The organism is Paramesorhizobium endophyticum (genome assembly GCF_014640615.1).
Lineage (GTDB): Bacteria > Pseudomonadota > Alphaproteobacteria > Rhizobiales > Rhizobiaceae > Paramesorhizobium > Paramesorhizobium endophyticum.
In genome coordinates this window covers 1-19335 of the sequence record NZ_BMHH01000040.1, presented here as the reverse complement: position 1 = coordinate 19335, position 19335 = coordinate 1, and the positions used below count along the sequence as shown (strand labels likewise).

Annotated in this window: 19 protein-coding genes and 1 pseudogene; 11 read left to right on the top strand and 9 right to left on the bottom strand. The window is 58.4% G+C overall.

Translation table 11 applies throughout. The features are described from left to right. Positions 1–188: 188 nt before the first annotated feature. From IEX53_RS22715 to pcaD, 5 genes and pseudogenes are all read right to left on the bottom strand, one after another. Positions 189–1247, bottom strand: a complete 1059-nt coding sequence (locus IEX53_RS22715) for a 3-carboxy-cis,cis-muconate cycloisomerase (RefSeq protein ID WP_188826459.1) — start codon at positions 1245–1247, stop codon at positions 189–191. 3 nt (positions 1248–1250) lie between these two features. Beyond that, positions 1251–1868 carry a protocatechuate 3,4-dioxygenase subunit alpha gene (gene pcaG, locus IEX53_RS22710; protein ID WP_188826458.1) on the bottom strand — a complete coding sequence of 206 codons (618 nt, stop codon included), beginning with the start codon at positions 1866–1868 and terminating at the stop codon, positions 1251–1253. A gap of 1 nt (position 1869) precedes the next feature. Continuing rightward, positions 1870–2610 carry a protocatechuate 3,4-dioxygenase subunit beta gene (gene pcaH, locus IEX53_RS22705; RefSeq protein ID WP_188826457.1) on the bottom strand — a complete coding sequence of 247 codons (741 nt, stop codon included), beginning with the start codon at positions 2608–2610 and terminating at the stop codon, positions 1870–1872. Then, entirely contained in the window at positions 2600–3013 is a 414-nt protein-coding gene (pcaC, locus tag IEX53_RS22700) for a 4-carboxymuconolactone decarboxylase (protein ID WP_188826456.1), read from the bottom strand. Before pcaC ends, pcaH begins: the two co-directional genes overlap by 11 nt. A 3-nt stretch (positions 3014–3016) precedes the next feature. Further along, positions 3017–3821, bottom strand: a pseudogene (gene pcaD, locus IEX53_RS22695) (3-oxoadipate enol-lactonase). A 96-nt stretch (positions 3822–3917) separates the two neighbouring features. Here pcaD and pcaQ point away from each other — a divergent pair. Further along, positions 3918–4859, top strand: a complete 942-nt coding sequence (gene pcaQ, locus IEX53_RS22690; protein WP_188826454.1) for a pca operon transcription factor PcaQ — start codon at positions 3918–3920, stop codon at positions 4857–4859. A gap of 28 nt (positions 4860–4887) precedes the next feature. On the opposite strand, the gene pobA is transcribed toward pcaQ, so the two are convergent. Together pobA and IEX53_RS22680 are read right to left on the bottom strand one after the other, a co-directional pair. Continuing rightward, positions 4888–6060 (bottom strand): 4-hydroxybenzoate 3-monooxygenase, encoded by a 1173-nt coding sequence (gene pobA / locus IEX53_RS22685; RefSeq protein WP_188826453.1) that lies wholly within the window; start codon positions 6058–6060, stop codon positions 4888–4890. A gap of 105 nt (positions 6061–6165) precedes the next feature. Next, complete coding sequence (locus tag IEX53_RS22680; protein ID WP_188826452.1) at positions 6166–6921, bottom strand: IclR family transcriptional regulator; 756 nt, start codon at positions 6919–6921, stop codon at positions 6166–6168. A gap of 151 nt (positions 6922–7072) precedes the next feature. Here IEX53_RS22680 and IEX53_RS22675 point away from each other — a divergent pair, with 151 nt between their 5' ends. The 3 genes from IEX53_RS22675 to pcaF are packed head-to-tail and all read left to right on the top strand — an operon-like array spanning position 7073 to position 9676. Next, on the top strand, positions 7073–7780 hold the full coding sequence (locus tag IEX53_RS22675; protein ID WP_188826451.1) for a 3-oxoacid CoA-transferase subunit A: 708 nt from the start codon (positions 7073–7075) through the stop codon (positions 7778–7780). Further along, positions 7777–8466, top strand: a complete 690-nt coding sequence (locus IEX53_RS22670; RefSeq protein ID WP_188826450.1) for a 3-oxoacid CoA-transferase subunit B — start codon at positions 7777–7779, stop codon at positions 8464–8466. The genes IEX53_RS22675 and IEX53_RS22670 overlap by 4 nt, the downstream gene beginning before the upstream one ends. A 7-nt stretch (positions 8467–8473) precedes the next feature. Beyond that, entirely contained in the window at positions 8474–9676 is a 1203-nt protein-coding gene (pcaF, locus tag IEX53_RS22665) for a 3-oxoadipyl-CoA thiolase (RefSeq protein WP_188826449.1), read from the top strand. Between the two features lie 44 nt (positions 9677–9720). Here the strand turns inward: pcaF and IEX53_RS22660 are convergent, their stop codons facing one another. Further along, on the bottom strand, positions 9721–11610 hold the full coding sequence (locus tag IEX53_RS22660) for a bifunctional sugar phosphate isomerase/epimerase/4-hydroxyphenylpyruvate dioxygenase family protein (protein ID WP_188826448.1): 1890 nt from the start codon (positions 11608–11610) through the stop codon (positions 9721–9723). 86 nt (positions 11611–11696) lie between these two features. Then, positions 11697–12392 (bottom strand): TetR/AcrR family transcriptional regulator, encoded by a 696-nt coding sequence (locus IEX53_RS22655; protein WP_188826447.1) that lies wholly within the window; start codon positions 12390–12392, stop codon positions 11697–11699. A 154-nt stretch (positions 12393–12546) separates the two neighbouring features. Between IEX53_RS22655 and IEX53_RS22650 the strand changes: the two genes are divergently transcribed. The 7 genes from IEX53_RS22650 (at position 12547) to IEX53_RS22620 (ending at position 18878) form a co-directional block, all read left to right on the top strand. Beyond that, a complete protein-coding gene (locus tag IEX53_RS22650; RefSeq protein ID WP_236016336.1) occupies positions 12547–13455 on the top strand; it encodes a shikimate dehydrogenase in 909 nt (302 codons plus the stop codon). Then, complete coding sequence (locus tag IEX53_RS22645; protein WP_188826446.1) at positions 13452–14339, top strand: SMP-30/gluconolactonase/LRE family protein; 888 nt, start codon at positions 13452–13454, stop codon at positions 14337–14339. The genes IEX53_RS22650 and IEX53_RS22645 overlap by 4 nt, the downstream gene beginning before the upstream one ends. A gap of 20 nt (positions 14340–14359) precedes the next feature. Then, positions 14360–15343, top strand: a complete 984-nt coding sequence (locus tag IEX53_RS22640) for a sialic acid TRAP transporter substrate-binding protein SiaP (RefSeq protein WP_188826445.1) — start codon at positions 14360–14362, stop codon at positions 15341–15343. A 38-nt stretch (positions 15344–15381) separates the two neighbouring features. Continuing rightward, a complete protein-coding gene (gene dctP / locus IEX53_RS22635; RefSeq protein ID WP_188826444.1) occupies positions 15382–16368 on the top strand; it encodes a TRAP transporter substrate-binding protein DctP in 987 nt (328 codons plus the stop codon). A gap of 236 nt (positions 16369–16604) precedes the next feature. Further along, positions 16605–17123, top strand: a complete 519-nt coding sequence (locus IEX53_RS22630) for a TRAP transporter small permease (RefSeq protein ID WP_188826443.1) — start codon at positions 16605–16607, stop codon at positions 17121–17123. Then, positions 17120–18421, top strand: a complete 1302-nt coding sequence (locus tag IEX53_RS22625) for a TRAP transporter large permease (RefSeq protein WP_188826442.1) — start codon at positions 17120–17122, stop codon at positions 18419–18421. Before IEX53_RS22630 ends, IEX53_RS22625 begins: the two co-directional genes overlap by 4 nt. Before the next feature lie 13 nt (positions 18422–18434). Next, a complete protein-coding gene (locus IEX53_RS22620; RefSeq protein ID WP_188826441.1) occupies positions 18435–18878 on the top strand; it encodes a type II 3-dehydroquinate dehydratase in 444 nt (147 codons plus the stop codon). Positions 18879–19335: the final 457 nt, after the last annotated feature.

The window sequence follows — 19335 nt, the reverse complement described above, 5'->3', positions numbered from 1 at the left end:
CGCACAGTTCGAGAGACTGGCCGCATAATCTGAAAATGCCTCTCCACTTTTCCGAAGCAAGTCCAGATCACCTCGATCTGTCGCAAAGTCAGCACCACGCTCTCCCCTTGGCTCCGATGCCGGCCTGACCATTTCTAACGGACTCCAACGACCACATTTGAATGAAATTGTAATCGATACCCGAACGGTCATGTTTCGGGGGCCGTGCCGATGCAGACGACGTTGTCGGCGAGAGCCAATGCCAGATTGAGCGCGCCGCCGGTTGTGGCGACCATCTGTGGCAAGATCATCCATTCGAGCATCCATGCCGAACCTGAGCGCTCCTGCTCATGCACCATGGCCTGATGCAGCCCCGAAATGTGGACAGAGTTGAACCGCGCCAGACTGACCAGAACCTCCGCCATGACCGGATTCTGCTTGTGCGGCATGGCCGACGAACCGCCGCCGCCCGCAAGAGAGAGCTCCGTTCCGATCTGGGCCGCAAGCGCAATGTCCTGGCCGAATTTGCCGAGGCTACCCGATATGAGCGACAAGAGATTGCCGAAATCGGCAATGAATGCGCGTTGATTGTGCCATTGCGGTTTGTCGATAAGATCGAGTTGCTTTGCCAGTTCCTTGCGAAGCCTGGCACCCTGGTTCCCCAATTTCTCCAGCGTTCCCGCCGCTCCGCCGAATTGAACCGGGAAATGAAGCGCTGCAAGGCGTTCCTGATAATCCTCCAGCGGTGCGCGCCAGCTTGCAATGCGATCAGCCACCCTTGTCGGAATGGCAGGTTGCATACGCGTATGGGCGGTCAGGCCGTTGTTGCCGAATCTCGCATCGAGCCGGCCCAACTTGCCGCAGAGTTGCTGTATCCGGTCAGACAGGATCTGGCTGACGCGTTTCAGCCTTATAACGAGGCTCGTATCGATAGCATCCTGGCTGGTGGCGCCGAAATGCACATGGCTGGCAAATTCCACGCCGACGTCATCGCGGAGTTGGCTCATCAGAGAGGGAAGGATGACGCCGTCGCGTGTCGTGGCACGCTGCAAGGCAACCATGTCCGGCGCGAATGTCCCTGCGGCGTTGGCGATCCTGTTTGCAGCCTCGGCAGGGATGAGCCCGAGCGAGGCCTGGGCATTCGCCAATACAGCCTCAAATCGAAGCATAGCGGCAATATCGGCGGAAGCGGTGAAAAGACCCGCGATCTCTTCGTCCTGACCGAAAAGTCCTGCCAGGAACGGGTGTTCGAAAACCGAAATACTCATGGTTCAGATATCAAAAAAAACGGTTTCATTCTCGCCCTGCAAGTGAATGTCGAAATGGTAGACATCGCCTTCCCGCATTCCGATAAGGGTTTGCATGCGCACCCGGTGCTCGATGCGCGCGAGAACCGGATCTTCCGCATTGGCAGCTTCGTCGTCGGAGAAATACATCCGCGTTTGCAGGCCGAGATTAATGCCTCGTGCTACGATCCACAAGGTGACATGCGGCGCCATGAGCCGTCCATTCTTGAACGGAACGCGACCCGGCTTGATGGTCTCGAAGACGAATTCGCCAGTTCCCATATCGCTTGGACAGCGGCCCCAGCCGCGGAAGTTCGGATCGGCCCTGCCGCCGATTTCAGACGGACTGTTATAGAGTCCTTTGGCATCGGCCTGCCAGATTTCGACGAGCGCGTCGCGCAAGGGAGCACCCGCGCCATCGATGACGCGGCCCTTTATCGTGATGCGTTCGCCGAGGACCCCGTCATTATAAAGCGGGCCGGAACCCAGATCCTCTGCGAATACGCCGTTGATGCCGACGAAGTTCGGCGTCAGTCCGATATGGACATAGGGACCGGCGGTCTGGGATGCAGTCTCTTTGAGGTAGCCGAGCGGCTGCACCATGTCAGTTGCCCTCCGGACGGTTTTCAAACAATGTGGAGCGGCGACCGCGCAGGACGATGTCGAATTTGTAGGCGAGCATATCCATTGGCACGGTGGCGTTCATATCGAGCGATGCAACAAGGCGTTCGATTGCCGATTTGTCCGGAATGGCTTTCACGATAGGGCAGCGCCAGATCAGCGGATCGCCCTCGAAATACATCTGCGTGATGAGGCGCTGCGCGAAGCCGTGCCCGAAGATGGAAAAATGAATATGCGCCGGACGCCAGTCATTGACGCCGTTCGGCCATGGATATGGACCGGGCTGGATTGTCTTGAACCAGTAACAGCCGTTCTCGTCGGTGATCGTGCGGCCGACACCGCCGAAATTTGGATCGATGGCCGCGAGGTATGTTTCTTTCTTGTGGCGGTATCTGCCGCCGGCATTGGCTTGCCAGAATTCAAGAAGCGCGCCGGGAACAGGATTGTTCCGTTCATCGAGCACACGGCCATGCACCAGAATGCGCGGGCCGATAGGCATTTCGCCAGGGCGCGCATAATTGAGTATCAGGTCATTATCGAGCTCGTGCAGCATATTATGCCCGAAGACCGGGCCGGTGATCTCGCTTTTCGTGCCTTCGAGCGAAAGCAGGGCACGGGTCGGAGAGCGGAGCACCGATGTCTTGTATCCCGGCGTATAAGCCGGTGGATGCATCGAATGATCACGAGCGAAAAAGGGACTCGTTTCCGGCTGACTATTCTTCATCTTTTGCTTTCTCCCTATCCATCTCCGCGTAGGTTTGCTTGGCGATCTTGAACGCGTGGTTCGATGCCGGAACGCCGGCATAGATCGCGACATGCATCAACGCCTCGCAGATGTCCTCCCTGGTTGCGCCCGTATTCTGCGTAGCGCGAATATGCATGGCGATTTCCTCGTACTGGCCCAGCGCCGCCAGAAGCGCTATCGTTACAATCGAACGCTCGCGCTTGGTCCAGCCCGGACGTGCCCAAACCGAACCCCATGCCGCCTCGGTTATGAACTGCTGGAAGGGCGCATCAAATTCGGTTGCGGCATTCGATGCCCGGTCCACATGGGCATCGCCCAGAACGGAACGACGTACGCTCATGCCAAGCTGGTAGCGTTCGGACGGCACGGCATTTTCAGCCATGAATTATTCTCCGTGCAAGAGGCTCAAGTGAGAGGAAGTCGCGCAACAGCGCGGTGTAGGCGTCGGGCTGTTCGACGCATGGAATGTGACCGCTGCCCGGAATCTCCGCAAAGCGTACGCCGGAAATGAGGCTGGCGAGCTCTTGCACGAGAGCAGACGGTGTCGCGCCGTCCTGATCCCCGGCGATGCAAAGGACGGGTATGGCTATCCTTTTTGCCGCATCGGTAAAATCGGCATCGCGCAGGGCCGCGCAGGTGGCGGCATAGCCGTCGAGCGGCTGGCGGACGAACATGTTGCGGTAGCCACGATAGGCGGCATTGTCCGGCTTGCGATAATCCGCCGTGAACCAGCGCGGCATGGTGGCATCGAGAATGCTGGCAAGACCGTATTCCATGATCGTATCGATGCGGGCGTTCCACATCTCCGCCGTGCCGATCTTGTGCGCGGTGTTGGAAAGAACAAGACCGGCCACCAGATCGGGCCGCGCGGTATAGACGCCCTGTGCGATCAACCCGCCGACTGACAGGCCGCATAGAACGGCGCGGCGAATGGACAGCTTTTCAAGAAGCGCGATCAGGTCCTGCGCCAGAAGCTCGATGGTATAGGGCGTTTCGCCGATGTCGGAGAGACCGTGTCCACGCTTGTCATAAACCAATGTGGTGAAATCATAGCCAAGCCGAGCCCTGACGTCATTCCATATGCGGAAATCGGTTCCGAGCGAATTGATGAAAACGAGAACGGGTTTCTCTTTCCCGCCCGATCGCAAATCATAGTGAAGAACGATGTCGTTTATCTCGGCAAACAGCACGGCTTTCTCCCTCTTGGGAAGACACTCTTGCGCTTTCATCCGGTTAAGTAAAATGATAATCTTGGTGTAATTCATAACTCATAGGTTATAAAAAGCGTGATCGGAAACAGGATAAAGTTTCGCCACCTGCACACATTCGTTGAAGTGGCGCGGCAGAAGAGCGTGATGAAAGCTTCGAAGATCTTGAATATAAGCCAGCCGGCGGTCACCAAAACGATACGTGAACTTGAGGAAATTCTCGGTGTTTGCGTTCTGGAGCGCGACGGCCGTGGCATCAGGGTTACGCGCTACGGCGAAGTGTTTCTCCGCCATGCTGGGACAGCGCTGGCCGCCCTGCGTCAAGGGCTGGACTCCGTTTCTCAGGAACTGGACGGTTCCGGTCCGCCTGTCCGCATTGGAGCGCTACCGACGGTTTCAAGCCGCATTATGCCGAAGGCAATGAGCCTGTTCCTGGAAGAGAAAACCGGCAGCCGCGTGAAAATAGTGACTGGCGAAAATGCGGTCCTTTTGGATCAATTGCGGATGGGAGATCTCGACCTCGTGGTGGGCCGTCTGGCCGCGCCGGAAAAAATGACAGGCTTCTCGTTCGAGCATCTTTACTCGGAGCAGGTGCGGTTCCTGGTAAGAGCGGGCCATCCGCTGACCGATGGCGGCGCTGTTTTCGATCGCCTGGCTGACTACCCCGTTCTTATGCCGACCCGGAATTCGGTCATTCGTCCATTTGTCGAGCGGCTGTTGATCACCAATGGCATCGGTTCCCTGCCAACGCAGATCGAAACCGTTTCCGACACTTTTGGCAGGGCCTTTGTCCGCGACAGCGATGCTGTCTGGATCATTTCTGAAGGCGTTGGCGCCCGAGATGTAGCGGAAGGCAAGCTTGTCGGCCTGCCAATCGATACGAGTGAAACGACCGGGCCGGTCGGACTTACCATGCGGACGGACACGATCCAATCGGCGGCCATGCAGATTCTCGTGCAAACCATACGCCAAGCGGCCGGAGTGCCGGCTGGCATAAATGGAACACGGCGAGGCACCTGAAAGGTGGCTCTGTCGCGTGAGATCTGGACTATAAAAATGGCAAACCAACATAATTTTCGGCCAAAGCCGTCGAAGCCGCTTTCGAGCCGCTGATATAGTCAAGTTCGGCTTCCTGAACCCTTTGGTCAAAGGGGCCCATATCCGGAAAGCGATGCAGTAGTTTTGTCATTGACCAGGAGAAGCGTTCGGCTTTCCAAATGCGGGCCAAAGCGCGTCTTGAATATGCGGCCAGACCGGCTGCGGATTTATCGAGATAGTGTTCTCTTAGTCCTTCGAACAGGTAATGCACATCGCTGGCCGCGAGATTGAGGCCTTTGGCGCCTGTGGGAGGGACGATGTGTGCGGCATCGCCAACCAGGAAGAGGTTTCCAAAACGCATGGGCTCCACCACGAAGGAACGCAACGGCGCTATCGACTTTTCAAACGAAGGACCTGTCGCCATTGCTTGCGCGTGGTGATCCGGCAAGCGGCGGCGCAGTTCGTCGTAAAAGCGCTCGTCGCTCCATTCCTCGACCTTCTCGTCGAGCGCGCACTGGAGGTAATAGCGGCTGCGCGTCGGCGAGCGCATGGAGCACAGGGCAAAGCCGCGCTCGTGGTTGGCATAGATCAACTCGTGATCGACCGGTGGAGTTTCGGTCAGAAGCCCGAGCCAGCCGAAAGGGTACAGTTTTTCGTAGGTCGTTGTGGCGCTTTCAGGTACGGCTTTTCGGCTGATGCCATGATAGCCGTCGCAGCCGGCGATATAGTCGCAATCGATCCGGTGCGAGACACCGTCCTTCTCGTAGGTGACATAGGGTGTGTCCGTATCGAAATCGTGCGGCATCACATTCGCTGCATCGTAGATGCCGATGGTTCCGGCCTTGCGCCGTTCCTCCATCAGGTCGTGGGTCAGTTCGGTCTGGCCATAGACCGTGACGCGCTTGCCGGTCAGGCGATGCAGATCGATCCGATGATCGCGACCCTCGAAGGCCAGCGAAAAGCCATCATGCGGCAATCCGTCGCGATGTAGGCGGTCCGACGCACCAGCCTCGTCCATCAGGCGGACAGTGCCTTCTTCCAGAACACCGGCGCGCACACGGCCAAGAATATAGTCCTCGCTCACGCGGTCCAGAATGATGTTGTCGATCCCGGTCCTGGATAATAATTGGCTCAGAAGCAGGCCCGCAGGCCCGGAGCCGATGATCGCAACTTTGGTCCGCATGATTTCCCTCCCGACAACTGTTCCGTTTTATTCTTTAGACGCGCTTGTCTGGCAATGCTCGGGCCACTGAACTGTCGCTTCAACCAGATACTGCGAGGCCGTGCCTCATTGCAGCATGGCGCGCAATTCCGATTGTACTTTCAGCATCGCGGGCAGCATGCGCTCGAGGAGATCACTGATCTCCACATGCGCAGCCGGCGCGCCGAGATTCAGCGCGGCAACCACCATACCGCGGTGATTGAAGACAGGCACGGCGATGGAGCGCAGCCCAAGTTCCAGTTCCTGATCGTTGATCGCATAGCCTTGCGCGCGGATGCGCCGTAATTCTTCGATCAGTTGGCCGGGTTCGGTTCTGGTGAAGGGGGTGCGCGGCTTCAGTTCAGTGCGCTCCAGCACGGAGCGAGCCTCTGCTTCATCGAGCCACGCGAGAAGCACACGTCCCATCGAGGCGCAATAGGCGGGCAGGCGGCTTCCGGCCATCAGATTGATCGACATGACGCGCATCTGCGCGGCACGGGCTATATAGACGATTTCTGTCCCGTCGAGCACCGAAGCAGAGGCGCTTTCGCCGACCGCATCGGAGAGGCGATCGAGATGCGGCTGCATGATTGTGGGCAATGGCGTGGCTGAGAGATAGGCATGGCCCAGTCGCAGGATCTTCGGCAGCAGCATGAAGAACTTGCCATCATATTCGGCGTAACCGAGCTCTGCGAGTGTGAGCAGGCATCGACGCGCCGTTGCCCGGTCGAGGCCGGTGATCTTCGATACCTCGGCAATGGAAAGGCGTGGCTTATCCTCGCCAAAGGCTTCGATTACCCGCAATCCCTTGGCAAACCCGCCGACAAAATCCGTCTCGCGCATGTGTCCCTCCTTTTCGGCAGATTCAATTTGTGCGATAATTGAACAAAAGTCAAATAACGCACAATATTATTGACCATGGCGAAATTGGCTGGCTAACTCCGGTTGACGTTGGAATTCGGCCTTGTGCCTTCTGGCCGGCATGGAGGTATCCTTGGACAAAACAATCGGAAGTCTGACTGAGGCAGTCGCCGAAATCGGCGATGGCGCTACCGTCATGATTGGCGGCTTCGGCGGCTCCGGCGCGCCGGTCGAGCTCATTCATGCCCTGATCGACAAAAGACCGAAAAACCTGACGGTCATCAACAACAATGCCGGCAATGGACGCATCGGCATTGCCGCGATGATCGATGCGGGCATGGTGGGCAAGATGATCTGCTCGTTTCCGCGTTCTTCCGATCCGCGCGCGTTCACGGATAAATATCTTGCCGGAGAGATCGAGCTCGAGCTGGTGCCGCAGGGAACGCTCGCTGAGCGCATCCGCGCCGGCGGTGCGGGCATCCCTGCTTTCTATACGCCCACAGCCTATGGCACCGAACTGGCTGAGGGCAAAGTCATCGCCGAGTTCGACGGCCGTCCCTATGTACAGGAGCGCTGGCTGAAGGCGGATTTTGCGCTGATCAAAGCCCATATCGGCGATACCCACGGCAATCTCAGCTATCGAATGGCGGCGCGCAATTTCAATCCATTGATGTGCATGGCGGCTGCCAGGACCATCGTGCAGGTGTCTCAGATCGTGCCACTTGGCGCCATTGAGCCCGAGAACGTCATCACCCCCGGCATCTTCGTTGATCGGGTCGTTGAAGTCGCAAACCCGCAACAGGAAGAAGAACTCATCCGGGCAGGAGTGGCTTACGCATGACCGTCGATACAAGTGAGGACATCAAGCTTTCCAATGCCCAGATTGCCTGGCGCGCCGCGCAGGATATCGCCGACGGCGCCTATGTGAACCTTGGCATCGGTTTTCCTGAAATGGTTGCCCGTTACCAGCCAGCGGGTCGGGAGGCGATTTTCCATACTGAAAACGGCATCCTGGATTTCGGGGAAGCGCCGCTCGAAGGCGAGGAGGACTGGGACCTGATCAATGCCGGCAAAAAAGCGGTGACGCTGAAGCCAGGCGCCTCCTTCTTCCACCATGCCGACAGCTTCGCCATGGTGCGCGGCGGTCACCTCGATGTGGCAATCCTCGGGGCCTATCAGGTGGCCCAGAACGGCGATCTTGCCAATTGGCGCGTGGGCGCAAGAGGTGTTCCGGCGGTTGGCGGCGCAATGGACCTTGTGCACGGCGCCAAGCAGGTCGTGGTTATCACCGAACACGTAACCAGGAATGGAGAGCCGAAGCTGGTGGAACGATGCACCTTCCCGTTAACGGGGCTGGGCTGCATCACGCGCGTTTACACCAGCCATGCCGTCATTGACATCGACAAAGGCCGTTTTGTCCTGCGCGAAAAACTGGCCGCCATGCCGCTGGAAGTGCTTCAGACCATGACAGGCGCAAAGCTCCATATCGATGGCCCTGTTGCCGATCTTGTCGTTCCTGAATTGTGAGGCTGATATGGCTGAAGCTTATATCTGCGACTATGTCCGCACACCGATAGGCCGCTATGGTGGCGTGCTCTCGTCTGTTCGTGCGGACGATCTCGGCGCGCTCCCTTTGAAGGCTTTGATGGAGCGCAACAGATCGGTTGACTGGCAAGCCGTTGATGATGTGATCTCCGGCTGTGCCAATCAGGCGGGCGAGGACAACCGCAACGTCGCGCGCATGTCGCTGCTGCTTGCCGGGCTTCCGGTTGGCGTGTCCGGCACGACGATCAACCGCCTTTGCGGATCGGGCATGGATGCCGTCCTCACCGCCGCGCGCGCCATCAAGGCGGGCGAGGCGGATCTGATCATTGCCGGCGGTGTGGAAAGCATGAGCCGCGCGCCTCTCGCCATGCCGAAGGCGGACAGTGCATTCTCGCGCAAGGCGGAGATTTTCGACACCACCATCGGCTGGCGCTTCATCAATCCGCTAATGAAAAAGCAGTATGGCATCGATTCCATGCCGGAAACCGGTGAAAATGTAGCCGAGGATTACAAAATTTCCCGCCAGGATCAGGATGCTTTTGCGTTGCGCAGCCAGGAAAAGGCCGCCGCCGCACAGACCAATGGCCGCCTGGCGAAGGAAATCGTGCCGGTCACCATCCCACAGCGCAAGGGCGATCCGCTTGTCGTCGAGAAGGACGAGCATCCACGCGCGACCAGCCTTGAAACGCTGGCCAGATTGCCCACGCCCTTCCGCGAAGGCGGTACGGTGACGGCGGGCAATGCATCAGGCGTCAATGACGGCGCGGCAGCGCTCATCATCGCTTCGGAGGCGGCGGCGAGGAAATATGGCTTGACGCCCATCGCCCGCATTATCGGCGGTGCGGCTGCAGGCGTTCCCCCGCGCATCATGGGTATTGGACCCGCTCCAGCTACAAAGAAGCTATGCGCACGCATCGGCATCGCGCCAAATGCTTTTGACGTGATCGAGCTGAATGAAGCTTTCGCTTCGCAGGGGCTTGCCGTGCTGCGCGAGCTCGGAATTGCCGATGATGACAAACGCGTCAATCCGAATGGCGGCGCCATCGCGCTGGGGCACCCGCTTGGCATGTCCGGTGCACGCATTGCCGGAACGGCGGCGCTGGAACTCTCGCTCCATGGCGGGAAATATGCGCTGGCTACCATGTGCATCGGTGTCGGCCAAGGCATCGCCGTTGCGCTTGAAAAGGTCTAAGTCGCCGAAACATTTCGCTCAAATGAGATAAGAGGCAACGGTCCCTACAATTTTGGCATTCCCGAAGGTCTCATGGATCGCTTCTGCGCTGCGATCCGGAAGGGCGCGTTTACTGCGCCATAGCCACGATAATTGCCGCGGCGCTCGATGATCTCGTAGAAGAAGCCTTCGCCGTGGTTCGTGCTGTAAAGCTGGAAATATTCGTCTTCGCCATCGCGATCGTAGAGAATGTTTTCGGCACGCAGCCGATTACAAAAAACATGTTCAAGTCCAAAACGGGCTTCGAGGTCGTCGTAGTAGTTGCACGAGATTTCGAGCGTGCGGAAACCGAATCTTTTCAGCGTACGCGCAGTTTCGAAAATATCGCTGCAGGCAAAGGCGAGGTGCTGCACGGACGAACCGAAGCGTTCTGCTATGAAATGGCCAGCGAGCGTCTTTCGGTTTTCAGCACCATTGAGGGTCAGACGGAGCGCGCCATCCTCGCTTTCGATGACCTGGCTACGCACAAGCCCAGCCGGATCAACCACATCGACCATCAACGATTTCTTCGTGCGGAAGATCGATGTGTAGAATAGAATCCACGTCAGCATTTCCTCATAGTTCATGGTCTGGGCGACGTGATCGATGCGGGTTAGGCCTGCATCTCGTTCATGACAGTCGTTTACAGGCCCGAATTCGATTTCCCAGACGCGCGAAAGTTCGCTTTTGCCGTCGATGAAATAGATAACACCACCTCCCAGGCCCCGGATGGCGGGAATGGCAAGTTCGCCGGGGCCATGCCTCTGTTCGAACATTTCCGCGCCAAGTGCTTTGGCGCGGGCAACGGTGGCGGAGGCGTCCTCGACCTTCAAGCCCATTGCGTAGGCGTTGGCCCCGTGCACGATGTAGGAGGAATGCGCAAAGCCCTCCTTCTCGGTATTGACGACGATGTTGATTTCGCCTTGCCGCCAGAGGACAACATCCTTGCTGCGGTGGCGCCCAGCCAGGGAGAAGCCCATGGTTGAAAGCAGGCTACCCAATTCCTCGGCTTCCGCCTCGTTTGCGGCGAACTCCACGAACTCGACGCCGTTGACTGCAATGCGGTCCGGCATCACCGGAACTGAGATCCTGAGATCCGGCTCCGTGCGCGCAACCTGATCCATCAGGTTTACGAGCGAGCGACGGCCATCGACCGAAATTGATTTGGGCGATCCGCCCCTGAACTGGTCGTTGAAGATTTCGAGCGAGAGCGGCCCGTCATAGCCGGTTGCGGACACGGCACGCATGAAGTCGACCACCGGCAGATCGCCTTCACCGGGCATGTTGCGGAAGTGGCGGCTCCAGTAGAGCAGGTCCATGTCGATTAACGGTGCGTCGGCGAGTTGAACGATGAAGATGCGGTCGCCAGGAATGGCCCTGATCGTCTCGACGTCGATGCGGCGGGCGAGCGTATGGAAAGAATCCAGGATCAGCCCGATATTGGGATGGTCCGCCCGCCGGACGATCTCCCACGCGTCACGATGATCGCTGATGTGGCGCCCCCAGGCGAGGGCTTCGTATCCGACGCGCAGGCCGCGCTTGGCTGCACGCTCTCCCAGCTCGCGGAAATCGGCTGCCGCTCGGTCTATGCCGCCCAGCGACACGGGCGAAACATTGGAGCAGATGAGCATCAGGTTCGTGCCCAGTTCCTGCATGAGGTCGAACTTGCGTTCGGCCCTGTCGAATGTTCGTGATCGCTGCGGTTCGGGCATGCCTTCGAAGTCGCGGAAAGGTTGAAACAGCGTGATCTCCAGCCCATGATCGCGAACCATCCGGCCCACTTCGGCCGGCGTGCCGTCGAAGGCGAGGAAATCGTTCTCGAAGATTTCGACGCCGTCGAACCCTGCTGCCGCGATCGCCGCGAGCTTCTCCTTGAGATCACCGCTGATGGAAACGGTGGCAATGGACGTTTTCATCCGCAGAAACTCCGCCAGTCTATGAACGTACTAGTTCGTACATTATAGATCAGCGGCGGGAACTCAAGTCAATTCCCCCAGAGTCTTCAATTCGCGGAGTCTTCGAGGAGGGTGATCGCCTCCGGTTTGATGACGAAGCGTAGGACCATGTCCACGGCATTCCCGCGCAGGCGGTTCAGGGCTTCCTGGGCCCCGAAATCGCGCCCAAAAATCTTGGAGAAGGTAGAGCGATTCGAGACGTTGAAAAAACAGAGCGCGCTCACCTGCCAATGCAGTTCCACGGGATCGAGGCCGGAACGGAAGACGCCTTCAACGACGCCGCGCTCGTAGATCGCTGCGATATTGTCGATGGCGGTGACATTCATTTCCCGGATCACCTCCGACTTTTCCAGATATTGGCCGTGGTGGATGTTCTCGATCATCACCATCCGGATAAACTCCTCGTGCTGGTGATGATGCTCGAAGGTGAACTCCACGAGGCGTTTCAGCGCTTCGATCGGCGACAATCCTTCGGTGTCGAGTTGCGCCTCACCTTCCCGAACCAGGCGGTAGGCATGTTCCAGCGCCTTGAGATAGAGCCCTTCCTTGTCGCCAAAATAGTAATAGATCATGCGCTTGCTGGATCGGGTCCGCGCGGCGATCTCGTCGATCCGTGCTCCGGAAAGGCCATTCAGCGCAAATTCCCTCGACGCGGTTTCAATAATGTCGCGCTTCGTGCCCTCTGGATCCTGCTGACGCTTGCGGGTTTCCGTTGCCGTTAGCTGATTGGTGCTTGTCGCCATCGAATCGTCCTTGTCTTCATCAGAAATCTGTGTACTAACTATTTCGTACAAAGTGCAGATCGCGAGCCAGATTCATTTATCTGGGAAGCGCGGGAAAACACAAGCACGTGCCGCCGGCGCGAAGCCGGCGCTTGGGAGCGGAAGAGGAGGAGGCGTGGTCGACATCGTTCAATCGATAGCCGTATCGCTTGGGAAACTGGTCGCCGAGAGGCGACAGTCCGGATCGGATATCCTTGTCGGCTTGGTCGGACGTTCCATCCAGCTATCCCGCACGCCGATGATGCATGAGCGGGAGGCGGAGCGTCTGGGCTTCCGGTCCACATATATACTCATTGACTTCGACAGGCTGCACCTGACGGACGACGATTTGCCGGCATGCATTGCGGCAGCGCGCAAGCTCGGGTTCAACGGGCTGAATGTGACACATCCCTTCAAGCAGCGGGTCATATCCTGTCTGGACGACCTCGCGGCTGAGGCGTCCGCCATAGGGGCGGTGAACACGGTTGTGTTCGCCGATGATGGCAAGGCAATCGGCCACAACACGGATTGCTGGGGCTTCACTGAGAGTTTCAGGCGGGGCATGGCAGGTGTTCCCCTCGATCGTGTGGTTCAATTCGGGGCAGGCGGGGCAGGGGCCGCTGTCGCCTATGCCCTGATCGGACTCGGGGTGAAGAACTTGGGCATAGTCGATCCCCAGGCTGAACGGGCAGGCCAGCTCGCGGCGCATCTAAAGCCCATCGCAGGCGATGCGATCCGGGTGGAGACGGATCTGCGAACGGTGATCGCAACCGCCGACGGTCTCGTCAACACGACACCAATGGGCATGGCGAAATATCCTGGCACTCCTTTTCCCGCCGGGCTTCTGCTGCCCCGCCATTGGGTTGCGGAGATCGTCTATTTCCCGTCGGAGACGGAGCTTCTGCGCCGCGCCGGCAGCCTCGACTGCAAGGTTCTTCCCGGCATCGGCATGGCCATCGGGCAAGCCGTTCGCGCCTTCGAGCTTTTCACCGGGCGGGCGGCGGACATGAATGCCATGGCCAGTCACTTCGAGGCGGCCGCATGAACCTGCATCTGGGCAATGACTCTATGCAAGCCGTGGTCACAGGGGGCGATCAGCTCGGTGAGACACCTCTGTGGTGCGAACACACGCAGCGTCTGTGGTGGCTCGATATCGAAAAGCCAAAGCTGCAAGCTTATGATCCAGCGACGGGAAAGCATGAGATTATCGCTCTCCCGGGCAGATTCGCCGGCACACAGGCGCTCACAAAGAGCGGCAAGCGTTTGCTCGCCGCCGGCCTGGAACTCTACGGACTTGATTTGCAAACCGGTGAGAGGACGCCTTTGGCGGTCGTTGAAAGCGGTTTGGACAATCGCTTGAACGACGGTCGCGTCGATGTTCGAGGGCGTTTTTGGGTCGGCACCATGGACAATCAGCTCCATCGTGGAAACGGCCGCCTCTACCGCATCGATCCGGATGGGACTGTGAACCGGATGGCCGAGGGCGTGATCGTCTCCAACGGGATCGCTTTCTCGCCGGATGGCCGGACGCTCTATTTCACCGATACGCGCCGCCATCTGAGCTACGCCTACGACCTTGATCTGGACGATGGCGTGATCACCAATCGCCGCATCTTCGCGGATTACACGGGCACGGGTGACCGCCCGGACGGGGCGTGTGTCGATATCGACGGCTGCGTCTGGACAGCCTTCTTCGCCGGCGGTCGGCTCGTGCGCTATCGCCCCGACGGTATCGTCGATCGCACAATCGCGCTGCCGGTCACAAATCCAACCTGCCTTTGCTTTGGAGGCAGAGACTTCAAGACGATGTTCGTGACCAGCGCCACCAAATTCCTGACGCCGGAACAACGCGCGGCGGAGCCTTTGGCGGGCGCGGTCTTTGCCATTGAGGGGGCGGGGCAGGGGCTTCCTGAGCACCGCTTCGGATGACGGGAGGAAACATAATGGGCATGACGTACATAAGACGGGCGCTCAGCACAGGCATCGTTGCACTCGGCTTGTTGGCAGTGGGGGGACAGGCATATGCCGCGCCGATAAAGCTTCGCTTCGCCGACTCCACCACCGCGGATGCGCCACGCTCGGTCGCCCTGGTCGATATCTTCGCGAAGCAGCTCGGTGATGACTTTGTCTTCGAGCCTTATCTCGGGAGCACGCTCTACAAACAGGGCACGGAGATTGTTGCGGTCCAGCGCGGCAATCTGGAGATGGCGCTGATGCCGCCATCGGACTTCGCCAAACAGGTGCCTGCCTTCAGCATCCTGACGGCTGCCTATCTCGTGCGCGATCCCGCTCACCTGAAGGCCATCTTCGAAAGCGATATCGGTGAGGAGCTCAAGCGCATGGCGCGCGAGCAGATGGATGTCGTCATTCTGGCGCCTGCCTACTACGGCACGCGCCAGCTCAATCTGAAGGGCGACAAAAAAATCGAGAAGCCGGAGGATCTCGCAGGCATCAAGCTGCGCATGCCGGGCGGTGAGGCATGGCAGTTCCTAGGGGAATCGATCGGCGCCAATCCGGTGGCCATGGACTATGCGGAAGTCTATACGGGCTTACAGACCGGGGCGATCGATGCCCAGGACAATCCGCTTCCAAACGACAAGCTGATGAAGTTCTACGAGGTGACGGATCAGATCGTTCTGACCGGGCACAATGTCGGCTTCGGCCTGCTGCTGATCAACGCAAAGCTCTTCGATTCGCTGACGCCGGAGCAGCAGAAGAAGATGCAGGACGCTGCCAGGGCCGCGTTCGAATGGAGCGATGCCCAGTATATCCGGCAGGAGGCCGAGCTCATCGATTTCTTCAAGTCGGAGGGCCTTGTGGTCTACACGCCGGATGTCGAGGCGTTTCGCGCCTATTCCAACAAGAAATACCTGGAATCGTCCCTCTCGAACGATTGGCCGGAGGGGATGCTCGAAAGGATCAACGCGCTCTAACCATTTGGACTTTTAGCATGAGAAAAGGGAGGAATATCATGACCATCACCACCAACCGCCGGCAATTCCTGATCGGCACCGGAGTAGCGGCAACTGCGGCGGCATTTCCCGCTTTTGCCCAGGATAAGCCAAAGCTGCGCTTCTCGGCGGTCTTCTCGGAGCAGGACATCCGGGCCGATATGATGCGGAAATTCGCCGATGCCATAAAGGACAGTTCCACGTTCGAGGGCTATTATGGCGGCAACCTGTTCAAGCAGGGGACCGAGCTGGTCGCGATCCAGCGCGGTAATCTCGAGATGGGCAACATCGCCCCGCAAGACATCTCCAAGCAGATTCCGGCATGGTCGATCCTGACGTCCGCCTATCTCTTCCGCGATGCCGCGCATCTCAAGGCCTTTTTCAACAGCGATGCCGGCGCTGAGATGAAGAAAATGGCGGAGGAGCAGCTCGGAATCAGGGTGCTTGGGCCGACTTATTTCGGCACACGCCAGGTGGGGCTGAAGACGGACAAGTCTATAAAGACCCCCGCCGACATGGCCGGCATCAAGCTCCGCATGCCGAATGGCGACGCGTGGCAGTTCCTGGGGCAGGCGCTCGGCGCCAATCCGGTTCCGATGGCCTATGCCGAAGTCTATACCGGACTTCAGACGGGCGCGATCGACGGCCAGGACAATCCGCTGCCCAATATTGAGAACATGAAATTCTACGAGGTGATGTCGCAAATCGTACTTACATCGCATCTGGTGGGCTTCGATCTTCTCGTCATCTCCAAGAAGGTCTGGGACGAGATGGGCGCGGAGAAGCAGGCGCACTTCCAGGCTGCCGCCGATGCGGCCATCGACTTCAGCACAGAAAAGCACCTCGCGCGCGAAGCCGAACTCGTCGAATTCTTTAGGGGAAAAGGGCTCAAAATCTATGAGCCCGATGTCAACACGTTCCGAACCTATGCGCAGGAAAAATACCTGGCATCGGATCTTGCGAAAGATTGGCCGCGGGGCATGGTTGAGAAGATCAGCGCGCTCTGATCGTCGCAGAGCAGGATGCAGTTGAATTGGCTAACATCTTGCTCTGAATCTTCGTTTTAGAGCGCCGCGCGTTACTGCATAATTCCTTAAATCGAATTCGATTTAAGGAGAAAATTATGCAGCATTTCAACGTGCTAGAGCGTCCTTTGCGCGTCCAATTGGACGCGCGGCGCTCTAGGGCTGAGGCCGCACGCGCTGCGCTCATCTATTTCTTTTGATACCCTTGGGAGGGGGCCATGAAATTGACCAGAGACAGCCTCGGCGGTTGGCTTTACCGGCGGGTGGAGAATGTGCTTGCGGCGATGCTCGCGGCTATGTTCGCCGCCTTCCTGCTGCAGATCGTCTTCCGCTATGTCCTTAACCTCCCGATCGGCTGGACAAATGAGATCAGCGTGGTCCTCTGGATCTGGATGGTGCTTTGGGGCGCGGCATTCGTTCTTCGCGAGGAGGAGGAGATCCGCTTCGACCTGATCCATGCTTCGGCGGGCCCACGCGCGCGCCGCATCATGCTTATCGTCTCATCCCTTTCCCTTATCGCGCTTTACGGCATCTCGTTTCCCGCCGCGCTCGACTATGTCGCCTTCATGCGCGTGGAGCGCACGGCCTATCTCAAGATACGCTTCGACTGGCTCTTCTCGATTTACATCGTCTTCGTGGCGGCGGTCATCATCCGCTACATCTGGCTATGCTGGCGAGCCATGCGGGGCACCGCGCCGCAGGAGTTCGATCCCGCCAAGATAGGTTCCGGATTATGAGCTTCGCCAGTCCGTTCTCGATCTCGATCGTGGCGATCACGATCCTTGCCTTCCTTGGCCTGCCGATAGGCCATTCAATGATTGGAGGTTCAATCCTTTACCTCTTGCTTGCCGGCCTCGACATGGGCACGGCGGCCGAGCAACTCCTCAACGGGATGTATTCCAACTACATCATCCTCGCCGTGCCTCTGTTCATCCTTGCGGCCGAGTTGATGAACATCGGCTCCATGACGGAACGGCTCCTGAAATTCTGCGATGCGGTGGTAGGCCGCTTCCGGGGTGGGCTGGCGCACGTCAATATCCTGCAGAGCATCATCTTCGCCGGCATGTCTGGCTCGGCGATCGCCGATGCCGCCGGCACCGGCAAGATGATGCAGAACATGATGGCCGCCAACGGCAAATATCGCGCAAGCTTCGCAGCAGCGCTGACCGCCGCCACCGCGGTCATCGGGCCGATCATTCCGCCTTCGATCCCGATGGTGCTCTACGCGCTCGTGTCCGATGCCTCCATCGGCTATCTCTTTCTGGGCGGGGTGGTGCCGGGGCTTCTCATGGCCCTGGCGCAGATGATCATCGTGGTGGTTGCCGCCCGCCGCGAAAACCTCCCCGTCGAAAAGCCCACGCCCCTGCGCGATCTCCCGGGTATCACCTGGCGCGCTTTCCCGACGCTGATGATGCCGGTTGTCCTGCTCGGCTGCATCTATACCGGAGTTACTACGCCGACCGAAGCGGCAGCCATCGCGGCCGCCTACGCTCTGATCATTTCCGTGATGCTCTACCGCAGCGTGAGCTTTCGCGATTTCTACAGATCGGTGTTGGCGAGTGCCCGCACCAGCGCTTCCATCGGCATGCTGATCGCCGGCGCGCTGGTCTTCAACTACGTCGTGACGGTGGAAAACGTTCCTAACGACATAAAAACATTGCTCACGCAATGGGAGCTGTCGCCGACCGCCTATCTCATCCTTGTCAACATCCTGCTTCTGCTGCTTGGGTGCCTGTTGGAAGGCACGACGATCCTTCTCGTCGTGGTGCCCGTGCTCGTTCCCACGGCACAGGCCCTCGGCATCGATCTCGTCCATTTCGGCGTGGTCGTCGTGGTCAACATCATGCTGGGTCTGATCACGCCGCCCTATGGCCTCCTGCTCTTCGTCATGACGCGGATCGCCGATGTTCCTATCAAGGATCTCGTTAGAGACGTTCTCCCATTTCTCTTCGCCATGACCGGCGCACTCGCGCTCATCACCTTCGTCCCAGAAATGGTACTCTGGCTACCCCGGCTCCTGGGCTATCAAGGCTGAAAGAAACTCCAACATGTCCACTACCAGATCAATTTTCGTCCTTAACGGCCCCAATCTCAACCGTCTTGGAAAACGCGAGCCTGAAATTTACGGCACGACGACGCTCGCCGAGATCGAGGCGATGTGCCGGGAGGTTGCAGGCAGCCGGCCCCTTCGATTCCACCAATCGAATTTTGAAGGTGAGATCGTCAACTGGATCCATGAGGCGACAGATGAAGGCGCCACTGGGATCATCATCAATCCGGCCGCACTCACCTTCACCTCCATCGCGATCCTCGATGCATTGAAGATGTTTCCGGGGCCTATCATCGAACTCCATATCTCCAATATCCACCGGCGCGAGGCCTACTATCACAATTCATTCGTGTCCAAGGCTGCGACCGCCGTTATGGCAGGCTTCGGGCCGACCGGCTACGTCATTGCCGTCCAGGCAATCGAAGGATTTACAAAATCGTGAAATGAGGTTCGCTTTTTATTCATCCGGCCAAGACAAAGCTTCGGAAGCCGCAGATTTGTGGCTTCGCCTAGGCAGGCAACTGAAACAGCGATCAGTGGGGTTAAGGGTTGCGATAGCGACCTGCGTAATGGTTTTTTCTGTCGCAACACCTCGACTATGTTAAGAAATACGATCCGCTGCGGGCGATCGGCGCGCACACGCAGTCGATCGCTTCGTCGATTTCCCGATAAGCAATAGTCGTCAATTCCGATTGGCTGCAGCGACGTTGCCGTCGTCCCAGGAGACGTGGTCGGCGAAAATGACTAGGACCGTCGATTTTCCACAGCCGGACCTTCCGCCGATCCACCGCCCTGGAGAACGAGCCATAGGTTCGATACCTATCAAGACCAAACTAGAGCGCGTCCACTTTACTCGGGGTCATATCCGCAGGATTTGAAGTAGTTGGCACATTCCTGCG